We start from the raw sequence: 24,140 nt of genomic DNA, 5'->3' as shown, positions 1-24,140 counted from the left end.
GGGTCAAGCGTAGGTGTCGATCAGCGTACCGAGCACTTCATCGGCGGCCTTGGCGACTTTCACACCCAGCTCCGCCTGAACCTTGCCCATGGCCATCTCGACCATATTGCTGGCCAGGTCCGATTGCTGGCTGCGATCGACGGATCGCAGGCGCTCGACTTGTACCTCAGAGGATTGGCTGGCGACAGAACGTTCGATGGTCGTATTGGCGATCTGGCTGGCAGCCTGATCGACACGATTCTGCCCGGTCTGCACGGTACTCAGGCCGGCGTAGAAAGCGGTATTCCCGGAAATTTCCATGGGAGAATTCGACCCTGCAAGGAATGAACAGCGGCTATTGAACCAGACGCGTCAGAAAAAGACCCGTCAAAAACACTAATGGCACAGTGCCTTACCATAGGCAAAATCTAGTCAAGCAGGTCCAGTTGCAGATACTCGGCCACCGCTTCGGCGCTGATCGCCTTCAATCTCGGGACCCGCCCCAGACAAGGTGCGGGCAGGCGCTCCGCCAGCGTGGCGAGGTTCTCCTCGAGCCGCGAAGTCTTCGGCTCGATGATATTGGCCACCCAACCGGCCAGCTGTAATCCGTCCTGGGCAATCGCCTCGGCCGTCAGCAGCGCATGGTTGATACAGCCCAGGCGCACGCCCACCACCAGGATCACCGGCAGATCCAGGGCCATGGCCAGGTCGGACAGGTTGTCCTGATCGGCCAGCGGCACACGCCAGCCGCCGGCCCCTTCGATCAGGGTGAAATCGGCGCCCTTGGCCAGCACCTGGCGCATGGGCGCCAGCAAGGCCTGCACCGTCAACGCCACGCCAGCCTCGCGGGCTGCCAGATGGGGAGCGATGGCTGGTTCAAAGGCCAGTGGATTGACCTCGTCGTAGGTCAGCGGCAACGAGCATTCAGCCAACAGAGCCAAGGCATCGGCGTTACGCAACCCCTTGGGGGTCAGCTCACAGCCCGAAGCCACCGGCTTCCCGGCCGCGGTGCTCAACCCCGAGAGTCGCGCGGCATGTAGCAAGCCAGCAGCGACGGTAGTCTTGCCAACATCAGTGTCTGTTCCGGTAACGAAATAGGCTTGGCTCATAGCGGCTTCTCCAATACGGCGTAGACCACCTGGTAGGTCGCGGGCAATCCCTGCGCTTGACGGAACTGTTCGTAGGCGTCGATCAGGCCCTTGATCCGCGCCCGCCCTGTCAGCCCGCCGGGCCGTCCAGGGTTGAGGTTGTGCGCCCCCAGGGCCTTCAACTCATGGGTCAGACTGCGCACATCCGGGTAGTGCAGCACATGAGGACAGGTTTCCAGGCTCAGCACTCGCAAGCCGCTCGCCGCACACAGCTGTTGATACGTGCTGAACTCACGAAAGCGATTGACATGCACCATGCCGTCGACCTGACGCCAACTGTCGCGCAACTCGTACAGCGTACCGACGCACAGGCTGGCAAAGGCCAGCACGCCGCCCGGCTTCAGCACCCGATGCGCCTCGCTGAGAACCGAACGGAAATCCGCGCACCACTGCACCGCCAGGCTGGAGAAAATCAGTTCGCAACTCTGCCCTTGCAACGGCAAACGCTCGGCATCGCCGGCAATGAAATACCGCGCCCCGCCCAACGGCCGGGCGTGCTCGAGCATGCCTTCGGCGATGTCCAGCGCCAGCCCTTCGCTGGCCTGGAAACGCTCGCCCAACAGGCGGCTGAAATAACCGGTGCCGCAGCCCATGTCCAGCCAGCGACCAGGCTCGCGCTCTTGCGGCAGGCGGCCCAGCAACTCGTTACCGACGTCGCGCTGCAGTTGCGCCACGCTGTCATAACTGGACGCCGCGCGGGAAAAGGAAGCCGCCACCTGGCGCTTGTCGGGCAAGCTGCCGGGGGGCTTGGGAAGGGACAGATCAGTCATCACCGGACTCATGCAAAAAAGCCTGGATCGCCCCCGCCACACCGTGGGGATCCTCCAGAAGAAACGCGTGGCTGGCCTGCTCAATCAGGCCAACTTCGACATCGGGCAACAACGCCAGCAGCTCGCCCGCGGCTTCGGCCGGCACCAGGCCGTCGAGCCCGGCGAACAGATGCAACTGCGGTCCACGAAACGCCTGCAAGGCATGGCGGGTATCCAACTGCGCCAACAGCTCCAGGCCGGCCATCAACACCGTGCCCGAGGTATGCGGCGCACCGCCCGACAGCAGGCGCGACAGGCCGCGCGGATCTTCGGCGCCCTGGGCACACAACAGGCTGAAGCGCTTGAGGGTGGTGCGTGGGTCGGCGTTACAGCCGGCCAGAAACCCGTCGAAGGTCTCCCCCGGCATCGCGCTTGCCCACTCGGCATGCGCCACGAAACTGGGGTTGCTGGCCAACGTCAGCAGACCGCAGCAGCGCTCGCCACGACGCGCCGCCAGCTCGGAAGCCAGCATGCCGCCCAGCGACCAGCCACCGAGCCAGGCGTTGTCCGGCACGCTGGCATCCAGTTCGTCGAGCCACTCATTCAGGTCGCTGGACTCCAGCTCCGGCAACGGCTCGATCTCGACCCGCAGGTGTTCGTCCAACCCCTGCAGCGCCGCCGCCAAGGGTTCGAGCGGCGATACGCCGAGGCCCCAACCGGGCAGCAGAATCAGTCGATCACGCATGGCTTGGCTCCGGTCCTGGTTCGCTAAAACAATCCGCCAGTGCATTCAACAATAGCTGGACCTGAGCTTCACTGTGGGCGGCGGACAGGGTCACCCGCAGGCGGGCGCTCCCCGCGGGCACGGTAGGCGGACGAATCGCGGTGACCATCAGGCCACGCTCGCGCAACATCTGCGACAGGCGAATCGCCCGCGCGCTGTCGCCGATCAGGATCGGCTGGATCGGCGTGAAGCTGTCCATCAGGGTCAGCCCGATCTGCTCGGCGCCCTGGCGGAACTGACGGATCAGGGTATTCAGGTGCTCACGCCGCCAGTGTTCGCTGCGCAGCAACTCCAGGCTTTTCAGGGTGGCGCAGGCCAGGGCCGGCGGCTGGCTGGTGGTGTAGATGTAGGGGCGGGCGAACTGGATCAGGCTTTCGATCAGTTCCTCGCTGCCGGCGACAAAGGCGCCGGCGGTGCCAAACGCCTTGCCGAGGGTGCCTACCAGGACCGGCACCTCTTCCTGGCTCAAGCCAAAGTGCTCGACGATCCCTGCGCCGTTGGCCCCCAGCGGCCCGAACCCATGGGCGTCGTCGACCATCAGCCAGGCGCCCCTGGCCCGGGTTTCGCGAACCAACGCCGGCAGGTCGGCCAGGTCGCCGTCCATGCTGAACACACCATCGATGACCACCAGGGTATTGCCGGTGGCTTTCTCCAGGCGCTTGGCCAGGCTCTCGGCATCGTTGTGCAGGTAACGGTTGAAGCGCGCGCCAGAGAGCAGGCCGGCATCCAGCAATGACGCGTGGTTGAGGCGGTCTTCCAGCACCGTGTCGCCCTGCCCCACCAGCGCGGTGACCGCGCCGAGATTGGCCATGTAACCGGTGGTGAACAGCAGTGCCCGCGGGCGACCGGTGAACTCGGCCAGGGCTTCTTCCAACTGGTGGTGGGGCGTGCTGTGGCCGATCACCAGGTGCGAAGCGCCACCGCCCACGCCCCAGCGGGACGCTCCGGCGCGCCAGGCTTCGATCACTTGCGGGTGATTGGCCAGGCCCAGGTAATCGTTGTTGCAGAACGCCAGCAACGGCTGGCCGTCGACCACCACTTGCGGCCCTTGCGGGCTTTCCAGCAGTGGGCGCTGACGATAGAGATTTTCGGCACGGCGGGCAGCGAGACGCGCGCGGAGATCGAAAGACATGCAGGCCTCGATGATCGGACGATGATTGCCGTAACCACTGCCGCAGGCTGCGATCGCCCCGAAGGGGCGCGAGGACCTTGAGTCCGTCGAGGTCCGGCGACCAGCGTGGCCCGGACTATCGCAGCCTGCGGCAGCGGCTACACAGGAGAGATGCTTAAACCGCGGCGTTGTAGAACTGCTCGCTGCTCTTCTGCTCCACCAGCGCCTGCTCGATGGCGGCCTGGTGCACCTCGTCGGCGTGCTCTTCGCGGGCTTCCGGCTGGATGCCCAGGCGCGCGAACAGTTGCATGTCCTTGTCGGCCTGCGGGTTGGCAGTGGTCAGCAGTTTCTCGCCGTAGAAAATCGAGTTGGCGCCGGCGAAGAACGCCAGGGCCTGCATCTGCTCGTTCATCGCTTCGCGGCCGGCGGACAGGCGCACATGGGATTTCGGCATCAGGATACGGGCCACGGCGAGCATGCGGATGAAGTCGAACGGGTCGACGTCCTCGGAGTTTTCCAGAGGCGTGCCGGCCACTTTCACCAGCATGTTGATCGGCACCGACTCCGGGTGCTCCGGCAGGTTGGCCAGTTGGATCAGCAGGCCGGCGCGGTCATCGAGGGATTCGCCCATGCCGAGGATGCCGCCGGAGCAGATCTTCATCCCGGCATCGCGCACATAGGCCAGGGTCTGCAGGCGCTCGCTGTAGGTGCGGGTGGTGATGATGCTGCCGTAGAACTCCGGCGAGGTATCGAGGTTGTGGTTGTAGTAGTCCAGGCCGGCCTTGGCCAGCGCTTCGGTCTGGTCCTGGTCCAGGCGACCGAGGGTCATGCAGGTTTCCAGGCCCATGGCCTTCACGCCCTTGACCATTTCCAGCACGTACGGCATGTCTTTGGCCGACGGGTGTTTCCAGGCCGCGCCCATGCAGAAACGGGTCGAACCTATGGCCTTGGCGCGCGCGGCCTCTTCGAGGACCTTTTGCACTTCCATCAGTTTTTCTTTTTCCAGGCCGGTGTTGTAGTGACCGGACTGCGGACAATATTTGCAATCTTCCGGGCAGGCGCCGGTCTTGATCGACAACAGGGTGGAAACCTGGACGCGGTTGGCGTCGAAATGCGCGCGGTGCACCGTCTGCGCCTGGAACAGCAAGTCATTGAACGGCTGGACGAAGAGGGCTTTGACTTCAGCCAAAGTCCAGTCATGACGCAGATTGGCGGTGGTGCTGGCGCTCATGGGCGATTCCTTGATTATGCTTGGCAAGCGGCTGCGGGAAGGCAATACCCACAGCCGCGACACGGATGTTGGGCATATTTAAGGAAGCGCCATGCAGTGTCAACCACATTACCAAGGACAGGTTTACATCTGGTTAAAAAACAAACAAACCTGTTTACTCTGCGACGAACCGACCGACACACCCCAAGCCATTTGCACCGCCTGCGAAACCGAACTGCCGTGGCTCGGCGATCATTGCCAGGTCTGCGCCCTGCCCCTGCCCGCAGCCGGCCTGACCTGCGGCCAGTGCCTCAAGCGACCGCCCGCCTTCGCCCAGGTGGTGGCGCCCTGGCGTTATGGCTTTCCGGTCGACAGCCTGGTCAGCCGTTTCAAGCACAACGGCAAATGGCCCTTTGGCCGTCTTTTGGCCGAACTTCTCGCGCAATCGCTGCAACATCGCTTTGCCGAGGACCTGGCGCAACCCGACGCCCTGCTGCCGGTGCCCCTGGCCCGCAAGCGCCTGCGCCAGCGCGGCTATAACCAGGCGGCGATGCTCGCGCGCTGGCTCGGCGAGATCCTGCAAATCCCCTGTGACGAAACCTCGTTGCAGCGCACCCAGGACACGCCATCGCAGCAGGGTCTGGATGCCAGGGCGCGGCACCGCAACCTGCACCACGCCTTCGCCCTGCTGCCCGAGGCGGCGGTCCATGGCCGGCACCTGGCGCTGGTGGACGATGTGCTCACCACCGGCGCGACCGCCCACGCCCTGGCGCGGCTGCTGCTCAAGGCCGGGGCGCGGCGGGTAGACGTCTATTGCCTGGCACGCACGCCAAAACCCGGCGAGCCCGACTGAACTTGACTCTCGCCCCTCAAGCCGCAAACTCCCTTTCCATTCCCAGCGTTCAAAGCGTTCAGCCATGCCCTTGCCCACCTTGTTGACCCAGCACATCGCCCGTCGCCCGCAGCGCATTGCCCTGCTGCAGCACATCGCCGAACAGGGCTCGATCACCCGTGCCGCGAAAAGCGCCGGCCTGAGTTACAAGGCGGCCTGGGACGCCATCGACGAGTTGAACAACCTGGCGCAAAAGCCCCTGGTCGAACGCAGTGTCGGCGGCAAAGGCGGCGGTGGCGCCAGGCTCTCCGTCGAAGGCGAACGGGTGCTGCGCCTCTACCAGCGCTTGCAGGCCTTGCAGGCCCAAGTGCTGGAAGCCGCCGAAGACGCCGCCGACCTCGATCTGCTGGGACGCCTGATGCTCCGCACCAGCGCCCGCAACCAGTTGCACGGCACGGTGCTGGCGATCGAAGCGCAGGGGCGCAACGATCTGATACGACTGGCGCTCGCAGAAGACCTGGCGATCCAGGCGCAGATCACCCATGACAGCACCCTGCACCTGGAACTGGAGCCCGGCACAGGCGTCGTGGCGTTGATCAAGGCCGGCTGGCTGGAATTACTGGCCATCGATCAACCCGCAACACCCGGACACAATTGCCTGCAGGGCACCCTGGAAGCGATCCTCGACGCCGAAGACGGCCCCAGCGAAATCAGAATCGCCCTGCCCAGCGGCCAGACGCTGTGCGCCCTGGCCGAACCGCTGCACCTGCGACACCTTGGCTTGAGCGCCGGCCAGCCGGTACGGGTGCAGTTCTCGCCATCCAATGTGCTGCTCGGCACGCCGCTGTAACCAGACTTATCACGGCTCTATAGCCGCTGCCGCAGGCTGCGATAAGGTCGCAGGACCTTGATTGACTCAAGCTCCCTGCGAGCCTTCGGCTCGATCGCAGCCTTCGGCAGCGGCTACACAAGCAGCGCAATGCTTGCGGCGCTGCAATATGTTCGTCATCGACGCTGATTAAGGTGGCTGCAAAATCCCGCAGGAGCCTGTGATGAGCCTATTAGAAGAAGACCAACCTACCGACCTCGAAAAGATGGTCGGCCTCAGCCGCCGTGGTTTTATCAGCGCCGGAGCCCTGTGCGGCGCGGCCATGTTCCTCGGTGGCAACCTGCTGAGCCGCAGCGTACTGGCCGCCAGCGTCAGCGCCGGTTCCAGCAAGCTGCTGGGCTTTGAAGGCATTGCCGCCGCCACCAGCGACACCATCACCCTCCCGCCGGGCTACAAGTCTTCGGTGCTGATCAGCTGGGGCCAGCCCCTGCAGAAGAACGGCCCGGCGTTCGACCCGAGCGGCAATGGCACCGCCGCGGCCCAGGAGGTCCAGTTCGGTGACAACAACGACGGCATGAGCCTGTTCGCCTTCCCGGACGACAAGAATCGCGCACTGATGGCGATCAACAACGAATACACCAACTACCGCTACCTCTACCCCCACGGCGGCATGCCGCAGTCGGCGGAAGACGTGCGCAAGGCCCTGGCCAGCGAAGGCGTGTCGGTGATCGAAGTGCAGCGCCGCAGCGGCCAATGGCAGTTCGTCCAGGGCTCGCGCTACAACCGGCGCATCCATGGCAACGCGCCGATTCGCCTGAGCGGCCCGGCCGCCGGTCACGCGCTGATGAAAACCAGCGCCGACAAGAGCGGCCGCAAAGTACTCGGCACCTTCCAGAACTGCGCCAACGGCAAGACGCCATGGGGCACCTACCTGACCTGTGAAGAGAACTTCACCGACTGCTTCGGCAGCAGCAACGCCCAGCAGACGTTCGATGCCGCGCAGAAACGCTATGGCGCCTCGGCGAGCAGCCGCGACATCAACTGGCATCAGTTCGACCCGCGCTTCGACCTGGCGAAGAACCCCAACGAGCTCAACCGTCACGGCTGGGTCGTGGAGATCGACCCGTTCGATCCGCAGTCCAAGCCGATCAAGCGCACCGCCCTGGGCCGCTTCAAGCATGAAAACGCCGCCCTGGCCGAAACCCGCGACGGACGCGCCGTGGTCTACATGGGCGACGACGAGCGTGGCGAGTTCATCTACAAGTTCGTCAGCCGCGACCGCATCAACCACCGCAACCCCAAGGCCAACCGCGACCTGCTGGACCACGGCACCCTGTACGTGGCGATCTTCGACAATGGCGACGGCAACCCGGACCACCCGAAAGGCCAGGGCAAATGGGTCGAGCTGAGCCATGGCAAGAACGGCATCGACGCCAGCAGCGGTTTCGCCGACCAGGCCGAAGTGCTGATCCACGCCCGCCTCGCGGCCAGCGTGGTCAAGGCCACCCGCATGGACCGCCCGGAATGGATCGTGGTCAGCCCGAAAGACGGCCAGGTCTACTGCACCCTGACCAACAACTCCAAACGTGGCGAAGACGGCCAGCCTGTGGGCGGCCCGAACCCGCGGGAGAAAAACGTCTACGGGCAGATCCTGCGCTGGCAGACCGCCCGTGGCGACCACGGCTCGATGGACTTCACCTGGGACCTGTTCGTGGTCGCCGGCAACCCGGCCGTGCATGCCGGCCAGCCCAAAGGCGGCTCGTCGAACATCACGCCGCAGAACATGTTCAACAGCCCCGACGGCCTGGGTTTCGACAAGGCCGGCCGGTTGTGGATCCTCACCGACGGCGACTCCAGCAACACCGGCGACTTCGCCGGCATGGGCAACAACCAGATGCTCTGCGCCGACCCGGACACCGGTGAAATCCGTCGCTTCATGGTCGGGCCGGTGGGCTGCGAAGTCACCGGCATCACCTTCTCGCCGGATCAGCGGAGCCTGTTCGTGGGCATCCAGCACCCGGGCGAGAACGGCGGTTCGACCTTCCCCGAGCACCTGCCCAACGGCAAGCCGCGTTCCTCGGTAATGGTGATCACCCGGGAAGACGGCGGCATCGTCGGCGCCTGATCCATCGCTTCGCGAGCAAGCCTCGCTCCTACAAGACCGGTGTAGGAGCGAGCTTGCTCGCGATAGCGTCCGCCCAGCCACCACCTGTCACCCCGTCTGCGCTACCATGCTTGGCCGGACGCAGCAGCCTGCTGCGCGCAGGAGTCAGCATGTCTCACCCGTTCGAAACCCTTACCCCTGATCTAGTCCTCGATGCCGTCGAAAGCATCGGTTTTCTCAGCGACGCCCGTGTCCTGGCACTCAACAGTTACGAAAACCGTGTCTACCAGGTCGGCATCGAAGACAGCGAGCCGCTGATCGCCAAGTTCTACCGCCCGCAGCGCTGGACCAACGAGGCGATCCTCGAAGAGCACCGCTTCACCTTCGAACTCGCCGAGTGCGAAGTGCCGGTGGTGGCGCCGCTGATTCACCAGGGCGAAAGCCTGTTCGAACATCAAGGCTTCCGCTTTACCCTGTTCCCACGCCGTGGCGGCCGGGCGCCGGAACCCGGCAACCTCGACCAGCTGTATCGCCTGGGGCAATTGCTCGGCCGCCTGCATGCGGTCGGCGCCACCCGCCCGTTCGAGCATCGCGAAGCGCTGGGAGTGAAGAACTTCGGCCACGATTCGCTGACCACCCTGCTGGAAGGCGATTTCGTGCCCAAGAGCCTGCTGCCGGCCTACGAGTCGGTGGCCCGCGACCTGCTCAAGCGGGTGGAAGAGGTCTACCAGGCCACGCCGCACCAGAACATCCGCATGCACGGCGACTGCCATCCCGGCAACATGATGTGCCGCGACGAGGTGTTCCATATCGTCGACCTCGACGACTGCCGCATGGGCCCGGCGGTGCAGGACCTGTGGATGATGCTCGCCGGCGATCGCCAGGAATGCCTGGGGCAGCTGTCGGAACTGATGGATGGCTACAGCGAGTTCCACGACTTCGACCCGCGCGAACTGGCATTGATCGAACCGCTGCGCGCCCTGCGCCTGATGCACTACAGCGCCTGGCTGGCCCGGCGCTGGGACGACCCGGCCTTCCCACGCAGCTTCCCCTGGTTCGGCAGCGAGCGTTATTGGGGCGACCAGGTGCTGGCGTTGCGCGAGCAACTCTCGGCGCTCAACGAAGAACCGCTGAAGCTGTTCTGACCCCAAGCCCTGATCCGACCTGTAGGAGCGAGGCTGGCCCGCAATCAACACACCGCGCTGCACCAGACCTGCCGTGGCGAGCTATCGCGGGCAAGCCTCGCTCCTACAGAACCCGGATCGATCATAAAAGCCGGCAACCAGGATGACGCCGACAAAGACACGGCCTGACAAACCTCCTTACAATCCCCTCTTTGTTAGCTGCCTAAGCAAGGATTCTGCATGCAAGCCGCCAACCCGCGTCGCGGGTACATCCTGGGCCTGAGTGCCTACATCATCTGGGGCCTGTTCCCGATCTACTTCAAAGCCATCGCCAACGTGCCCGCCGTGGAAATCATCATCCACCGGGTGCTCTGGTCCGCGCTGTTCGGCGCGCTGCTGCTGATGGTCTGGAAGCATCCCGGCTGGTGGCGCGAGTTGCGGGACAACCCCAGGCGCCTGGCGATCCTGGCCCTGAGCGGCACCCTGATCGCGGCCAACTGGCTGACCTATGTCTGGTCGGTGAACAACGGGCGCATGCTCGAAGCCAGCCTGGGTTACTACATCAACCCGCTGGTGAACGTGCTGCTGGGTATGCTGATCCTCGGTGAGCGGCTGCGGCGCATGCAGTGGCTCGCAGTGGGCCTGGCGGCGGTGGGCGTGGCGCAGCAGGTGTGGCAGGTCGGCAGCCTGCCCTGGGTTTCCCTGGTGCTGGCGCTGACCTTCGGTTTCTACGGGCTGATCCGCAAGCAGGCACCGGTCAAGGCGCTACCGGGGCTGGTGGTGGAAACCTGGATGCTGGTGCCGATCGCCCTCGCCTGGCTCTTGTTCAACCCCACCGCCACCAGTGCCCAGGCGGCCTTCTGGACCAGCTCCGAGGCCTGGTGGCTGGTGGCGGCGGGCCCGGTCACCCTGGTGCCGCTGGTGTGCTTCAACGCCGCCGCCCGTCACCTGCCCTACACCACCCTGGGCTTTTTGCAGTACCTGGCGCCGACTCTGGTGCTGCTGCAGGCAATACTGCTGTTCGACGAGCACCTGTCGTCGAGCACCCTGGTGGCGTTCATGTTTATCTGGGCCGGCCTGGCGGTGTACAGCGTGGATGCCTGGTTGAGCCTGCGCAAACGCAGCTGATCAATAAACGTACAAACCTCTGCAGGCCACGGTTGGCGTGGCCTGCATCTATCCTTCCCAAGGTTATCCACAGCGTGATCCCCGCCGTTTGTGCACAAGCCCTTGAAACTGCTGGTTTTTTGATCAGTTTCCGCAAAGCCTTGGCCGGCTTGGGCTGGCGCTGGGTCTCTACAGGTTATCCACAGGCGCATGCACGCTAAAACTGGATAACCTGCCCCTTCGGTTCACACCTCGCTGCGCAGCACCAACTCCACCATCAGGTCATCCGCCAGGGTTTCCAGGCGCGACTGCAAAACGTCGAGGGACAAGGTCAGCGGCACCGCCAGGATCGCTTCCGCGTGGAACAGCGGCTCGCTGCTCATGGGCGCCGGGCGCACTTCGGTCACCAGTCGCTCCAGGTTCACCCCCTGCTCGCTCAGCAGGCGGGTGATGTCGCGCACGATGCCCGGCCGGTCGTTGCCCACCAGTTCCATGGCGATCGGCTTCCAGGTGCAGGATTGTTCGATACCGCTTTCGGCGATCAGCACCCGAATGCCCTGGGCCGCCAGGCCTTGCAGGGCGTCCACCAGCTCGTCATAGGCTTCCGCCGGCACGCCGACCCGCAGGATGCCGGCGAACTGCCCGGCCATGCGCGACATGCGGCTCTCCAGCCAGTTGCCGCCGTGCGCGGCGATGCATTGGGCGATGCGCTCGACCTGTCCGGGCTTGTCCGGGGCGAATACGGTGAGTACGAGGTGGTCCATGGCGCAACCCTCTGTCAGAACGTTTGTTGTAGAAGGTCAAGTATAGGCAAGCCGCAGGGTCGCCGCGGCCCGGCAGGAGCGACGCCTGCTCGCGACAAGAATCACCCGGCCGGCATCGTTGGGACTGTCAGGACGCCATCGCGAACAAGCTTCGCGCCTACAAGGAAAAAAGGGGGCTTGAGACAAATCGTGTACATGTTTTTTGAATTCTATGGAACAATCTGCAAGTTTTTTGAGAACATCCTATTCCCCAGCGTGACCATGCCGCGAACTTGAGTCGCGGAACGACGTATTTAGTCTAATTTTCACAACCGCAATTCATCATGTAGTATGCCGCAGCGCGCACTACATAACGTTGAATCGATGTCTGCCAAGGCGCGGTCGCAACCCTGAAAGCCCTGTCAGCAAGGCTCCTAGCCGTTGATTGGAACCATCCCAGCCGCCCGCGATGGCATGTACTGGTAGAGGGGTTTGTGGTTTAAATGGCCAGAGGCTTCATTGTTAATTTGAAGAGCTGAAAAGCGAAATAGCTGAGCAGAGTGAGGCAAGCAATGACTGAACACGTTCAAGTCGGTGGCCTGCAGGTCGCCAAAGTCCTGTTCGACTTCGTGAACAACGAAGCCATTCCCGGTACCGGCCTCACCGCCGACACGTTCTGGGCCGGCGCCGACAAGGTCATCCACGACCTGGCGCCGAAGAACAAAGCCCTACTCGCCAAACGCGACGATTTCCAGGCGCGTATCGATGCCTGGCACCAATCTCGTGCCGGCCAGGCCCACGACGCCGTGGCCTACAAAGCCTTCCTGCAAGACATCGGTTATCTGCTGCCAGAAGCGGCGGACTTCCAGGCCACGACGCAAAACGTCGATGACGAGATCGCCCGCATGGCCGGTCCGCAGCTGGTGGTCCCGGTGATGAATGCCCGCTTCGCCCTCAACGCCTCCAACGCCCGCTGGGGCTCGCTGTACGACGCGCTCTATGGCACCGACGCCATCAGCGAAGCCGACGGCGCGGAAAAAGGCAAAGGCTACAACAAGGTGCGCGGCGACAAAGTCATCGCCTTCGCCCGCGCCTTCCTCGACGAGGCCGCGCCATTGGCCGCCGGCTCCCATGTCGACTCCACCGGCTACAAGATCGTCGACGGCAAGCTGGTGGTCGCCCTCAAGGGTGGCAGCAACAGCGGCCTGCGCGACGACGCCCAGCTGATCGGCTACCACGGCGATGCCGCGGCCCCGACCGCGGTGCTGCTGAAACACAACGGCCTGCATTTCGAGATCCAGATCGACGCCAGCAGCCCGGTCGGCCAGACCGACGCCGCCGGCGTCAAGGACGTGCTGATGGAAGCCGCCCTGACCACCATCATGGACTGCGAAGACTCGGTCGCCGCCGTCGACGCCGATGACAAGGTGGTGATCTACCGCAACTGGCTCGGCCTGATGAAGGGCGACCTGGCAGAAGAAGTGGCCAAGGGCGGCAAGACTTTCACCCGCACCATGAACGCCGACCGCGAATACACCGCGCCCAACGGCGGCAGTGTGAAGCTGCACGGCCGTTCGCTGCTGTTCGTGCGCAACGTGGGTCACCTGATGACCATCGACGCGATCCTCGACAGCCAAGGCAACGAAGTGCCGGAAGGCATCCTCGATGGCCTGGTCACCAGCCTGGCGGCGATCCACAACCTCAACGGCAACACCTCGCGCACCAACAGCCGCACCGGCTCGGTGTACATCGTGAAGCCGAAGATGCACGGCCCGGAAGAAGCCGCTTTCACCAACGAGTTGTTCGGGCGCATCGAAGACGTGCTGGAGCTGCCGCGCAACACCCTGAAAGTCGGGATCATGGATGAGGAGCGCCGCACCACGGTCAACCTCAAGGCCTGCATCAAGGCCGCCAGCGAGCGCGTAGTGTTCATCAACACCGGCTTCCTCGACCGTACCGGCGACGAAATCCACACCTCCATGGAAGCCGGCGCCGTGGTGCGCAAGGCCGAGATGAAGGCCGCCAAGTGGATCGGCGCCTACGAGAACTGGAACGTCGATATCGGCCTGAGCACCGGCCTGCAAGGCCGCGCGCAGATCGGCAAAGGCATGTGGGCCATGCCGGACCTGATGGCCGCCATGCTCGAACAGAAAATCGCCCACCCGCTGGCCGGCGCCAACACCGCCTGGGTGCCGTCGCCCACCGCCGCGGCCCTGCACGCCCTGCACTACCACAAGGTCGACGTGTTCGCCCGCCAGGCCGAGCTGGCCAAGCGTGCCCGCGCCTCGGTGGACGACATCCTGACCATCCCGCTGGCCAGCAACACCAACTGGTCGGCCGAAGAGATCAAGAACGAACTGGACAACAACGCCCAGGGCATTCTCGGTTACGTGGTGCGCTGGATCGACCAGGGCGTCGGCTGTTCCAAGGTGCCGGACATCAACGATGTCGGCCTGATGGAAGACCGCGCCACCCTGCGTATTTCCAGCCAGCACATCGCCAACTGGCTGCGCCATGGCGTCGTCACCCAAGCCCAGGTCATGGAAAGCCTCAAGCGCATGGCGCCCGTGGTGGACCGGCAGAACGCCGGCGACACCCTGTACCGTCCGCTGGCACCGAACTTCGACAGCAACATCGCCTTCCAGGCGGCGGTCGAACTGGTGATCGAAGGCACCAAGCAGCCCAACGGCTACACCGAGCCGGTGCTGCACCGCCGTCGTCGCGAGTTCAAGGCCCGCAACGGCCTGTGATCCTGCGTTGACGCGGTAAAAGAAAAAGCCCTGGTCGCAAGACCAGGGCTTTTGTGTTTCTGCCGGGGAGTCTTATCGCGAGCAAGCTCGCTCCTAGGGGGACACCCTGTTCCTAGCGCACCACTCCCAGCTCATGCTTGACCAGCGCCAGCAGCTTGCCGGTGTCGATCGGCTTGAGCAGGAAGTCCACCACGCTCAGGTGCATGGCCGCGATGGCGTCGCGCACATCGGCATCCCCGGAAATGATAATGATCGGCAACGCCGCCCGCTCCGATTCGCGCACCTGGCGTATCAGGTCCAGGCCGTTGCAGGGGGCCATGCGCAGGTCGGTGATCAGCAGTCCGATCGATTTGTTCGAGTTCAACAGTTCCAGCGCTGCCTTGCCACTGGCCGCGGTCATGCAGCGAATGCCATCCAGTCCGAGAATCTCCGACAGCAACTCACGGGCATCCTTGTCATCATCAGCGATCAACACGCGCTGGGGCGGCAGATCGGGCTCGAGCATCACGGCGTTCAACGCCTCGCGCTCGGCATCACTCAAAATATCGTGGTCGGACATGGCTTTCTCTACATATTCAAATCGTTCCCCTAGCACAGTGGTCAGACATCGCTAAGCAGGCCTCCAATGTGCACTTCGTCGGTTTTTTTTCCAAGAGGCCGGATAAGTACTTTTTTCACAGTTTTGACACCTGCTTGAAGCGAATTAACAGGTGCAGAGCCGCTACCTAGACTTACGTCCAATGGGCACCTGGCAGCGTGGGACCGACCATGACCGAAGACCCGACCACGACAAATCCAAAAAGACTGCGGTAATGGTTATGAGTAAAGCGGATGCCTTCACCCAGGCAGGGAAAACCGCGGTGTTGCAGAACATCCACGGCACGATGCAGTTTCTCCAGCGGTTCCCCCCCTTCAATCAGATGGAAAACGCTCACCTGGCGTACCTGGTCGAGCAATGCCAATTGCGTTTCTACGGCCCCGGCGAAAGCATCATCAAACCCGCCGACGGACCGGTCGAACACTTCTATATCGTCAAGCAGGGCCGGGTGGTCGGCGAGCGCCAGCACGCCCTCAAGGGCGGTACCGAAACCACTTTCGAGATCACCGCCGGCGAGTGTTTTCCCCTCGCCGCACTGCTGGGCGAGCGCGCCACTCGCACCGAACACCTGGCGGCCGAGGACACCTTCTGCCTGCAACTGAACAAGCCAGCCTTCATCAAGCTGTTCGCTCTTTGCGCGGTGTTTCGCGATTTCGCCCTGCGCGGCGTCAGCAGCCTGCTGGACCAGGTCAACCAGCAGGTCCAGCAAAAAGCCGTGGAAACCCTTGGCACCCAATACTCCCTCAACACCCGGCTGGGCGAACTGGCGATGCGCCACCCAGTGACCTGCAGCCCGTCCACCCCATTGCGCGAAGCCGTGAGCCTGATGCACGAACAGCAGGTCGGCAGCATAGTGGTCGTAGATGAACACAAGGCGCCGCTCGGCATCTTCACCCTGCGCGACCTGCGCCAGGTGGTGGCCGACGGCACCAGCGACTTCAACCAGGGTATCGAACGGCACATGACCCAAGCACCGTTCGCCCTCTCGCCGGACCACAGCGCCTTCGACGCCGCCATCGCCATGACCGAACGGCACATCGCCCACGTCTGCCTGGTCAAAGAGCAGCGCCTGTGCGGCGTGGTTTCCGAGCGCGACCTGTTTTCCCTGCAACGGGTCGACCTGGTGCACCTGGCGCGGACCATCCGCAACGCGCCGCGCATCGACAACCTGGTGGCGATTCGCGGCGAGATCGGCCAGCTGGTGGAGCGCATGCTCGCCCACGGCGCGTCCTCGACCCAGATCACCCACATCATCACCCTGCTCAACGACCACACCGTGTGCCGGGTCATCGAACTGACCCTGGCCGACAAGGGCGACCCGGGCGTGCCGTTCAGCTGGCTGTGTTTCGGCAGCGAAGGCCGGCGCGAGCAGACCCTGCACACCGACCAGGACAACGGCATCCTGTTCGAAGCGCGCGACGCCGCTCATGCGGCAGAGATTCGCGGCAAGCTGCTGCCCCTGGCGCAACAGATCAACCAGAGCCTGGCGCTGTGCGGCTTCACCCTGTGCAAGGGCAACATCATGGCCGGCAACCCCGAGCTGTGCCTGTCCCGCGCCGAATGGGCACGGCGCTTCGCCGCCTTCATTCGCGAGGCCACGCCGGAGAACCTGCTGGGTTCGAGCATCTATTTCGACCTGCGGGTGGTCTGGGGCGACGAGCAGGGCTGCGCGCAACTGCGCCGCGGCATCCTCGACCAGGTCGGCGACAACCGCCTGTTCCAGCGCATGATGGCCGAGAACGCGCTGCGCCAGCGCCCGCCGGTGGGGCGTTTTCGCGAGTTCGTCCTGGCCAGGAAAAATGGCGAAAAAGCCACCCTCGACCTCAAGGTCCAGGGCCTCACCCCCTTCGTCGACGGTGCGCGCCTGCTGGCCCTGGCCAATGGCATCGATGCCAACAACACCCTGGAGCGCCTGCGCCAGCTGGTGGCCAGGGAAGTCATCGAAACCCTCGACGGCGCCGCATATGAAGAGGCTTATCACTTCATCCAGCAGACCCGCATGCAACAGCACCAATTGCAGACCCGGCAGAACCTGCCCTACTCCAACCGCGTCGACCCGGACAGCCTCAACCACCTGGACCGGCGCATCCTGCGCGAGTCGCTGCGCCAGGCCCAGCGCCTGCAAAGCAGCCTGGCGCTGAGGTATCAGCTATGAGTCTGTTCGCCTGGTTGCGCCCGGCCAGCGCGGCACTCAGCGCCGAGCAGCAACAACGCCGCGAGCGCCTGCCCGTCGCCCCGGCGCTGGGCGAATGCAGCCTGCGCGAACAGCGCTGGGTGGTGCTGGACCTGGAAACCAGCGGGCTCAACCTCAATCGCGACCAGGTGCTGTCCATTGGCGCGGTGGTGATAGAAGACGGCGCCATCGATTTGGGCCAACAGTTCGAGCGCACCTTGCAGCGTACCGATCACAAGCTCAGCCCCAGCGTGCTGATTCACGGTCTCGGCCCTAGCGCGATCGCCGCCGGCAGCGACCCGGTGGAAGCCTTGCTGGATTTCATGGCGTTCGTCGGCAACAGCCCGCTGCTGGCCTTCCATGCGCCATTCGACCAGCACATGCTCGGCCGGGCGCTGAAGGACAGCCTGGGTTATCGCCTGCTGCACCCGTTCCTCGACGTCGCCGACATGGCCCCGCTGCTCTGCCCCCAGGCGCATATCCGCGAAGCCGGGCTGGATGACTGGATGGGCTACTTCAAGCTGCAGGCCGGCGAACGCCACCATGCCGCCGCCGACGCCCTGGCCACCGCCGAGCTGGCGCTGATCCTGTTCAGCCGCGCCCGCCAGCAGCAGATCCACAGCCCGCTGAACCTGCAACAGCGGCTCAGCCAATGGAAACGCCGACAGCAGAGCCACTCCTTCTGACCCTGTAGCCGCTGCCGAGCAACGCAAGGCTGCGATCGACCGCATATCGGTCGCCGGCCGGGGCAGCGCGCTCTGCCTGGCACACTGCAAGCCCAGGCTTTGCGGCAACTGCGTTGCCGGTCGCAGCCTCGCGTTGCTCGGCAGCGGCTACAGGTATCGGCCCGCAAACATTGGCTGCGCCCCCGCCGACCGGCGCCCATTGCGCGGCTCTTTGCGCCCTGCCACAATCGCGAATAATTCTCGTTAGTTTCAACTTCTCGATTGGGATACCCAGGTGCCGTCAGCCCAAAGCCCCCACAGTGACCTCGTTGGTGCGTTGTATCGCGACCATCGCGGCTGGCTGCTGGCCTGGCTGCGGCGCAACGTGGCCTGCCCACAACGGGCCGAGGACCTGAGCCAGGACACCTTCGTCCGCCTGCTGGGCCGCGACGAACTGAAAGCCCCGCGCGAGCCGCGGGCGTTCCTGGTGGCCATCGCCAAGGGCCTGCTGTTCGACTACTTCCGCCGCGCCGCGCTGGAGCAGGCCTACCTCACCGAACTGATGCTGATCCCGGAAGAGGAACAACCCTCACCGGAAGAACAGCAATCGATCTTCGAAGACCTCAAGGCCATCGACCGCCTGCTGGGCAAGCTGTCGAGCAAGGCCCGCGCCGCCTTCCTCTATAACCGCCTCGACGGCCTCGGCCACGCCGAAATCGCCGAACGCCTCGGCGTGTCCGTGCCGCGGGTCAGGCAGTACCTGGCCCAGGGCATTCGCCAGTGCTACGTCGCCCTGTACGGTGAGCCGGCATGAGCCCGCTCAACGCCAAACCGGTGTCCGCCCGGGTGCTGGACGCGGCGATTGCCTGGCAGTTGTCGCTGGATTCCGGCGAGGGCAATCCGATGGCCCGCGAAGAATTCGCCAAATGGCACGCCGCCGATGAAGAACACGCCCGCGCCTGGCGCCAGCTGGGCATGCTCGACCAGCGTTTCAGCGTCGCCAGCGGCCCGGCCCGCAGCGCCCTGCTGCAATCGCGGGACGGCCTCCGCCGTCGTGTGCGTAAGCTCGGCAGTGGGCTGGCCAGCGTCGCCCTGCTGCTGGGCCTGGCCCTGTTCGCCGGCGAACGTTACGGCCAGCTGGATTACTGGCTCGCCGACCAGCGCACCGCCACCGGCGAGCAGCGCACCCTGCGCCTGGCCGACGGCACGCTGATCAACCTCAATACCCACAGCGCCGTGGATGTGCGTTTCGACGAAAAGCAGCGGCGCATCGTGTTGCAGGAAGGCGAGATCCTGGTCGAGACCGGCCACAACGACGCCCGGCCCTTTATCGTCGAAACCCGCGAAGGCCACATGCGCGCGCTGGGCACGCGGTTCCTGGTCAAGCGCGAGGAACAGGGCACGCGCCTGAGCGTGCTGCAATCGGCCGTGGCCGCGCGGGCGGAATCCAGCCAGGACGAACAGATCCTCAAGGAGGGCCAGCAGGTGCTGATGCGCCGCGACGGCCTCGGCCCGCTGCTGGCCCTGAACCCCGGCGCCGACGCCTGGACCCGCGGCATGCTGGTGGTGGACAACGCGCGCCTGGCGGACCTGGTCAGCGAGCTGGGGCGCTATCGCCGCGGCCATCTGGGGGTGGCCGACGAGGTGGCCGACCTGCGCATCACCGGCAGCTTCCCGCTGCACGACACCGACCTGGCCCTGAGCGCGCTGCTGCCGACGCTGCCCGTGGCCATCGAGCGGCATACGCCCTGGTGGGTGACGTTGGTGGCGCGGGCCGAGAGCAAGGCCAAGCCCTAGGCGGCGTCGGCACGATTTTTATCGCGAGCAAGCTCGCGAAAATTCCAACTGACGCCGCCTGCCCCAACCTGAAACATCCCTCTTATTTTCGTGAACCGAAATTATTTTCAGTCCGCCCTATCACTTTTTGAATCTCGTCCGGCACATAGGCAATTGAGAAATGTTTCCATCCAGGAGCCGCCGTATGTCCCGCTCGCTAGACACCCTGTTGCGCCCCAGCCTGTTGGCCGTGGCGATTGCCCTTTGCGCCCCGCTGGCCAGCACCCCGCTGATCGCCGCCGAACAGGCGTCCAGCGTGCGCGCCTACAACCTGCCGGCCGCGCCCCTGGCCAGCACCCTGAACCAGATCGCCAGCCAGGCGGGCCTGGCCCTGAGCCTCAACCCGAGCCTGGCCACCGGCAAGACCTCGGCCCCGGTCAAGGGCCAGTTCGACGCCGCCGGCGCCTTGCGCGAGGCCCTGCGCGGCACCGGCCTGCAACTGGAACAAAGCAGCGCCGGCACCTACAGCCTGGTGGCGATTCCCGACGGTGTGGTGGCCCTGCCGGAAACCAGCATCACCGGCCAGCAGGCTTATGAGAGTGCCTGGGGGCCGGTGGACGGTTACCTCGCCACGCGCACCGCCGCCGGCACCAAGACCGACACCTCGCTGGTCGAAGCGCCGCGTTCGATTTCCGTCGCGACCCGCCAGCAGATGGAAGACCGCAACGTGCAGAATCTGGACGATGCCGTGCGTTACATGCCCGGCATCGTTTCCGCCAGCTACGGCAGCGACACCCGTTATGACTGGATGCGCGTGCGCGGCTTCGAGCCCACCCAATTCCTCGACGGCCTGCCACTGCCCCGCGGCGTGTATGCCAACCCGAAAGCCGAAACCTGGAACCTCGACCGCCTTGCCCTGCTGCGCGGCCCGGCCTCGTCGGTCTACGGCCAGACCCCGCCGGGCGGCCTGCTGGACATGGTCAGCCGGCGTCCCAGCGCGGAATCGAGCAATGCCATTCAGCTGCAGTACGGCAGCGACAACTACCGCCAGATCAACTTCGCCAGCACCGGCAAGATCGACGACGAAGGCCAGTTCCTCTACGGTCTCAGCGGCGTGGTGCGGGACGCCGGTACGCAGGTCGATCACATCGACAACAAGCGCTACAACATCGCCCCCAGCCTGACCTGGAACATCGATACCGATACCAGGCTGACCCTGCTCTCGCAGTTCACCCGCGACGATACCGGCGCGACCAGCCAGTTCATGCCGATCCAGGGCACCAAGATCAAGTCGCCACTGGGCGACGTCTCCCATCACAAGAACCTCGGCGACCCGGACTACGAGTTCTACGACCGTACCTACTACGCCCTGGGCTATGCCTTCGAGCACCGTTTCAACGATGTCTGGCAGTTCCGCCAGAACCTGCGCTATACCAAATCGGAGCTGTCCTTCCAGCAACTGACCGTGGGGTCCTACGCCTACGCCCCGGCCGACGAGCAAGGCAATATCAGCCGCACCTCGACCAATGTCGACGAGGACATCAGCCAGTTCGCGGTCGACAACAACTTCCAGGCCGACTTCGCCACCGGCGACATCACCCACACCGTGCTGATCGGCCTGGATCACCAACGGACCGACACCTCCTACCTGTCGATTTACGGCGACGGCGGGACCACCAACATCTTCAATCCGGTTTATGGCCAGCCGATCGTGCGCCCGGCGCGCTCCAGCGCTTACTACGACTACAACCAGAAAACCGTGCAGACCGGCCTCTACGTGCAGGACCAGATGGCCCTGGACAAATGGCGCCTGACCCTGGGCGGGCGTGAAGACTGGGTGCACCAGGGCACCACGTACTTCAACAAGAACGACGTGACCAACACCGACCGCAGCAAGAACTTCAGTGGCAACGCGGCACTGAGCTATGTGTTCGACTCGGGCCTGGTGCCGTACCTGTCCTACGCCGAATCCTTCCAGCCCGCCAGCAACGCCAGCGTCTCCCCCAGCGAGTCGTATAAACCCACCGAGGGCAAGCAATGGGAGCTGGGCATCAAGTACCAGCCGCCGGGCTCCAATACTCTGCTGAGTGCGGCGGTCTACGACCTGACCCAGAAAAACGTGCTGGTGACCAGCATCGGTGCCGGTGGCGAGTCGGTCACCAACCAGACCGGCGAAGTGAAGGTCAAAGGCCTGGAACTGGAAGCCGTGTCCGACGTGACCGACAACCTCAAGGTCATCGCCGCCTACACCCTGGCCAAGTCCGAGGTGCAAAAAGGCATCTACAAAGGCAACCGCCTGCAACTGATGCCCAACCAGCAAGCCTCGCTGTGGACCGACTACACCTGGCACAGCGGCGTGCTCGACGGTTTCGGCATTGGCGCCGGAGCCCGCTATACCGGCAACACCTACGGCGACCAGGCCAATACCTGGCTGGGCAAGGCCAATGCCTACACGGTGTTCGATGCCGCCGTGCATTACGACCTGGGCCGCCTGGACAACAGCCTCAAGGGCGCGTCGCTGAAGCTCAACGCCACCAACCTGTTCGACAAGGACTACCTGTCCACCTGCGATGGTTCCTACTGCTATTTCGGCGATCAGCGTAGCGTGGTCGCCAGTGCCACCTATCAGTGGTAATCGGCTGAGTAACCACCGGGCCGTCCTGCAAGGACGGCCTTGCTGTGTCTGAAGGCGAAGAAATGAAAAGCAAAACCATCCGCCGCTGGTCCTTTATCCACACCTGGACCAGCCTGATCTGCACGGTGTTCCTGCTGATGCTGGCCCTGACCGGCCTGCCGCTGATCTTTCACCACGAGATCGATCACCTGCTGGGCGACGCGCCGCAGTTGCGGGAAATGCCCGCCGACACCCCGCAGCTGGACCTGCAGCAGCTGGTGCGCGCCGCCGAGGCCCATCGGCCGGGCGAAGTCATGCAGTACTTCGGCTGGGACGAGGAAGACCCCAACGGCGTGCTCACCATCATGGCCAGGACCGCCGGCACCGAGCCCAACTCGTCCCACACCTTCATGCTCGACGCGCGCACCGGCGAAGCCGTGGAAACGCCCTCGGCCAACGGCGGGCTGATGATGTTCATGCTGCGCCTGCACGTGGACCTGTTCGCCGGCCTGCCGGGCAAGCTGTTGCTGGCGTTCATGGGGCTGCTGTTCGTGCTGGCGATCGTCTCCGGCGTGGTGCTGTACCTGCCATTCATGCGCCGGCTGGAATTCGCCACGGTGCGCCAGGACAAGTCCACCCGCCTGCGCTGGCTGGACCTGCATAACCTGATCGGCGTGGTGACCCTGACCTGGGCCCTGGTGGTCGGCGTCACCGGCGTGATCAGCGCCTGCGCCGACCTGCTGATCGCCGCCTGGCGCAACGACAGCCTCAGCGCGATGATCGAGCCTTACCGCGATGCCCCGCCACTGACCCGACTGGCCCCCGCCAGCCGCCTGCTGGAGATCGCCAAGGAGGTGGCGCCGGGCATGCAGCCGGACTTCATCGCCTTCCCCGGCACACGCTTTTCCAGCGAGCACCACTACGCGGTGTTCATGAAAGGCAGCACCCACCTGACCTCGCACCTGCTGACCCCGGTGCTGATCGACGCCAGCACCCTGGAAGTCACCGCGGTGGCCGAACGTCCCTGGTACATGGACGCCATGGGTATGTCGCAACCGCTGCACTTCGGCGACTACGGCGGCCTGCCGATGAAGATCCTCTGGGCGACCCTGGATGTGCTGACCATCATTGTCCTGGGCAGCGGGGTGTACCTGTGGCTGGTGCGGCGCCGTGCGGCCCGGCCGGCATTGGGCGAACCCGCCGCGGTGGCGCCATGAGGCCGCGGCAATCGAACTTCTGGAAGGTCTTCGGCGCGCCGCTGTTCATTGCCGTGCTCTGTGCCGCGGGGCTGTTCTCCGCGCTGCTCGGCGACGGCATCTGGGACGCCCTGAGCTGGCTCGGCCTGGGCGCCCCGGCCCTGATCGCCCTGCGGGGTCTGTTCAACCACCCGCCACCGGCCTGACCCCGGCGGCGGGGAAACCGCGCCACAGGTACAGCGCCAGCCCCAGGCCGATCGGCAGCACCGGGATGAATACGCGGTTTTCCTGCTGCGCCTCGGCGGCCACCAGTACGCAGAACAGCGCCAACCCCAGCAGCGGTACATAGCTCGCCGCCAGGCTCCAGCGCCAGGGCCGGGTCACCGGACCGGGGCCCCGCAGGCTCAACAGGGCACAGCCCAAAGCCGGCAGGGCCAGCGCCGGCAGCGCCCAGTACCAGGCCATGTAGGCGAACGCCATGATCAACTCCGGCTCACCCTCGCCGTGGCGACGAAACTCGTACTGCAAGGCCAGGTACACCGCCAGCGCGCCCGACAGCGTCAGGACCAGGCTGTACAACCCGTGTCGAAAATAACACCTGCGCATTCATCACTCCTTGTCTGTCCTGCATGCCGCCCCTGTGGCCGG

Annotated in this window: 22 protein-coding genes; 13 read left to right on the top strand and 9 right to left on the bottom strand. The window is 64.6% G+C overall.

The features are described from left to right. Positions 1-3: 3 nt before the first annotated feature. The 6 genes from BM019_RS20250 to bioB all read right to left on the bottom strand — a co-directional run bounded on the left by BM019_RS20250 (position 4) and on the right by bioB (position 5,002). On the bottom strand, positions 4-300 hold the full coding sequence (locus BM019_RS20250; RefSeq protein WP_007926068.1) for a hypothetical protein: 297 nt from the start codon (positions 298-300) through the stop codon (positions 4-6). A 107-nt stretch (positions 301-407) separates the two neighbouring features. After that, entirely contained in the window at positions 408-1,088 is a 681-nt protein-coding gene (bioD, locus tag BM019_RS20245; protein ID WP_009045911.1) for a dethiobiotin synthase, read from the bottom strand. Continuing rightward, a complete protein-coding gene (gene bioC, locus BM019_RS20240; protein ID WP_092419602.1) occupies positions 1,085-1,897 on the bottom strand; it encodes a malonyl-ACP O-methyltransferase BioC in 813 nt (270 codons plus the stop codon). The genes bioD and bioC overlap by 4 nt, the downstream gene beginning before the upstream one ends. Continuing rightward, positions 1,890-2,621 carry an alpha/beta fold hydrolase gene (locus BM019_RS20235; RefSeq protein WP_062824411.1) on the bottom strand — a complete coding sequence of 244 codons (732 nt, stop codon included), beginning with the start codon at positions 2,619-2,621 and terminating at the stop codon, positions 1,890-1,892. The genes bioC and BM019_RS20235 overlap by 8 nt, the downstream gene beginning before the upstream one ends. After that, positions 2,614-3,792, bottom strand: coding sequence for an 8-amino-7-oxononanoate synthase (gene bioF / locus BM019_RS20230; RefSeq protein WP_092419599.1), 1,179 nt, complete (start codon positions 3,790-3,792; stop codon positions 2,614-2,616). The genes BM019_RS20235 and bioF overlap by 8 nt, the downstream gene beginning before the upstream one ends. 154 nt (positions 3,793-3,946) lie before the next feature. After that, positions 3,947-5,002: a biotin synthase BioB gene (bioB, locus tag BM019_RS20225; RefSeq protein ID WP_007926062.1), complete on the bottom strand. Its 1,056-nt coding sequence runs from the start codon at positions 5,000-5,002 to the stop codon at positions 3,947-3,949. A gap of 91 nt (positions 5,003-5,093) precedes the next feature. Here bioB and BM019_RS20220 point away from each other — a divergent pair, with 91 nt between their 5' ends. The 5 genes from BM019_RS20220 to rarD all read left to right on the top strand — a co-directional run bounded on the left by BM019_RS20220 (position 5,094) and on the right by rarD (position 10,998). Further along, positions 5,094-5,834, top strand: coding sequence for a ComF family protein (locus tag BM019_RS20220; protein ID WP_092419596.1), 741 nt, complete (start codon positions 5,094-5,096; stop codon positions 5,832-5,834). A 64-nt stretch (positions 5,835-5,898) separates the two neighbouring features. Next, positions 5,899-6,663, top strand: a complete 765-nt coding sequence (locus tag BM019_RS20215; RefSeq protein ID WP_053262902.1) for a TOBE domain-containing protein — start codon at positions 5,899-5,901, stop codon at positions 6,661-6,663. A gap of 202 nt (positions 6,664-6,865) precedes the next feature. After that, the gene (locus BM019_RS20210; RefSeq protein ID WP_092419593.1) at positions 6,866-8,767 is read left to right on the top strand and encodes a PhoX family protein; all 1,902 of its coding nucleotides are present in this window, start codon (positions 6,866-6,868) and stop codon (positions 8,765-8,767) included. 149 nt (positions 8,768-8,916) lie between these two features. Beyond that, positions 8,917-9,891, top strand: coding sequence for a serine/threonine protein kinase (locus BM019_RS20205; protein WP_062824406.1), 975 nt, complete (start codon positions 8,917-8,919; stop codon positions 9,889-9,891). Positions 9,892-10,110: 219 nt separating this feature from the next. Beyond that, the gene (gene rarD, locus BM019_RS20200) at positions 10,111-10,998 is read left to right on the top strand and encodes an EamA family transporter RarD (protein WP_009045920.1); all 888 of its coding nucleotides are present in this window, start codon (positions 10,111-10,113) and stop codon (positions 10,996-10,998) included. A 224-nt stretch (positions 10,999-11,222) separates the two neighbouring features. Here the strand turns inward: rarD and BM019_RS20195 are convergent, their stop codons facing one another. After that, positions 11,223-11,741 carry a glycine cleavage system transcriptional repressor gene (locus BM019_RS20195; protein WP_007926052.1) on the bottom strand — a complete coding sequence of 173 codons (519 nt, stop codon included), beginning with the start codon at positions 11,739-11,741 and terminating at the stop codon, positions 11,223-11,225. 551 nt (positions 11,742-12,292) lie between these two features. On the opposite strand from BM019_RS20195, the gene BM019_RS20190 reads away from it, so the two are divergent. Then, complete coding sequence (locus tag BM019_RS20190) at positions 12,293-14,470, top strand: malate synthase G (protein ID WP_009045921.1); 2,178 nt, start codon at positions 12,293-12,295, stop codon at positions 14,468-14,470. A 112-nt stretch (positions 14,471-14,582) separates the two neighbouring features. On the opposite strand, the gene BM019_RS20185 is transcribed toward BM019_RS20190, so the two are convergent. Next, positions 14,583-15,029, bottom strand: coding sequence for a response regulator (locus BM019_RS20185; protein ID WP_009045922.1), 447 nt, complete (start codon positions 15,027-15,029; stop codon positions 14,583-14,585). Between the two features lie 253 nt (positions 15,030-15,282). On the opposite strand from BM019_RS20185, the gene BM019_RS20180 reads away from it, so the two are divergent. From BM019_RS20180 to BM019_RS20150, 7 genes are all read left to right on the top strand, one after another. Continuing rightward, entirely contained in the window at positions 15,283-17,223 is a 1,941-nt protein-coding gene (locus tag BM019_RS20180) for a putative nucleotidyltransferase substrate binding domain-containing protein (RefSeq protein ID WP_037005035.1), read from the top strand. Next, positions 17,220-17,927 (top strand): 3'-5' exonuclease, encoded by a 708-nt coding sequence (locus BM019_RS20175; RefSeq protein ID WP_092419590.1) that lies wholly within the window; start codon positions 17,220-17,222, stop codon positions 17,925-17,927. Before BM019_RS20180 ends, BM019_RS20175 begins: the two co-directional genes overlap by 4 nt. A gap of 274 nt (positions 17,928-18,201) precedes the next feature. Beyond that, positions 18,202-18,720, top strand: coding sequence for an RNA polymerase sigma factor (locus BM019_RS20170; RefSeq protein ID WP_092419587.1), 519 nt, complete (start codon positions 18,202-18,204; stop codon positions 18,718-18,720). Beyond that, complete coding sequence (locus BM019_RS20165; protein ID WP_092419584.1) at positions 18,717-19,703, top strand: FecR domain-containing protein; 987 nt, start codon at positions 18,717-18,719, stop codon at positions 19,701-19,703. The genes BM019_RS20170 and BM019_RS20165 overlap by 4 nt, the downstream gene beginning before the upstream one ends. A 184-nt stretch (positions 19,704-19,887) precedes the next feature. Next, the gene (locus BM019_RS20160; RefSeq protein ID WP_092419581.1) at positions 19,888-22,317 is read left to right on the top strand and encodes a TonB-dependent siderophore receptor; all 2,430 of its coding nucleotides are present in this window, start codon (positions 19,888-19,890) and stop codon (positions 22,315-22,317) included. A 62-nt stretch (positions 22,318-22,379) separates the two neighbouring features. Next, positions 22,380-23,513 (top strand): PepSY-associated TM helix domain-containing protein, encoded by a 1,134-nt coding sequence (locus BM019_RS20155; protein WP_009045928.1) that lies wholly within the window; start codon positions 22,380-22,382, stop codon positions 23,511-23,513. Further along, complete coding sequence (locus BM019_RS20150) at positions 23,510-23,698, top strand: hypothetical protein (protein WP_092419578.1); 189 nt, start codon at positions 23,510-23,512, stop codon at positions 23,696-23,698. The genes BM019_RS20155 and BM019_RS20150 overlap by 4 nt, the downstream gene beginning before the upstream one ends. On the opposite strand, the gene BM019_RS20145 is transcribed toward BM019_RS20150, so the two are convergent. Further along, complete coding sequence (locus BM019_RS20145) at positions 23,676-24,098, bottom strand: hypothetical protein (RefSeq protein ID WP_092419574.1); 423 nt, start codon at positions 24,096-24,098, stop codon at positions 23,676-23,678. The two genes, BM019_RS20150 and BM019_RS20145, sit on opposite strands and share 23 nt — an antisense overlap. Between the last annotated feature and the right edge of the window lie 42 nt (positions 24,099-24,140).

This window comes from Pseudomonas sp. NFPP07, from assembly GCF_900115645.1.
Classification (GTDB): Bacteria; Pseudomonadota; Gammaproteobacteria; order Pseudomonadales; family Pseudomonadaceae; genus Aquipseudomonas; species Aquipseudomonas chlororaphis.
This window is presented reverse-complemented; position numbering and strand designations above follow the sequence as displayed.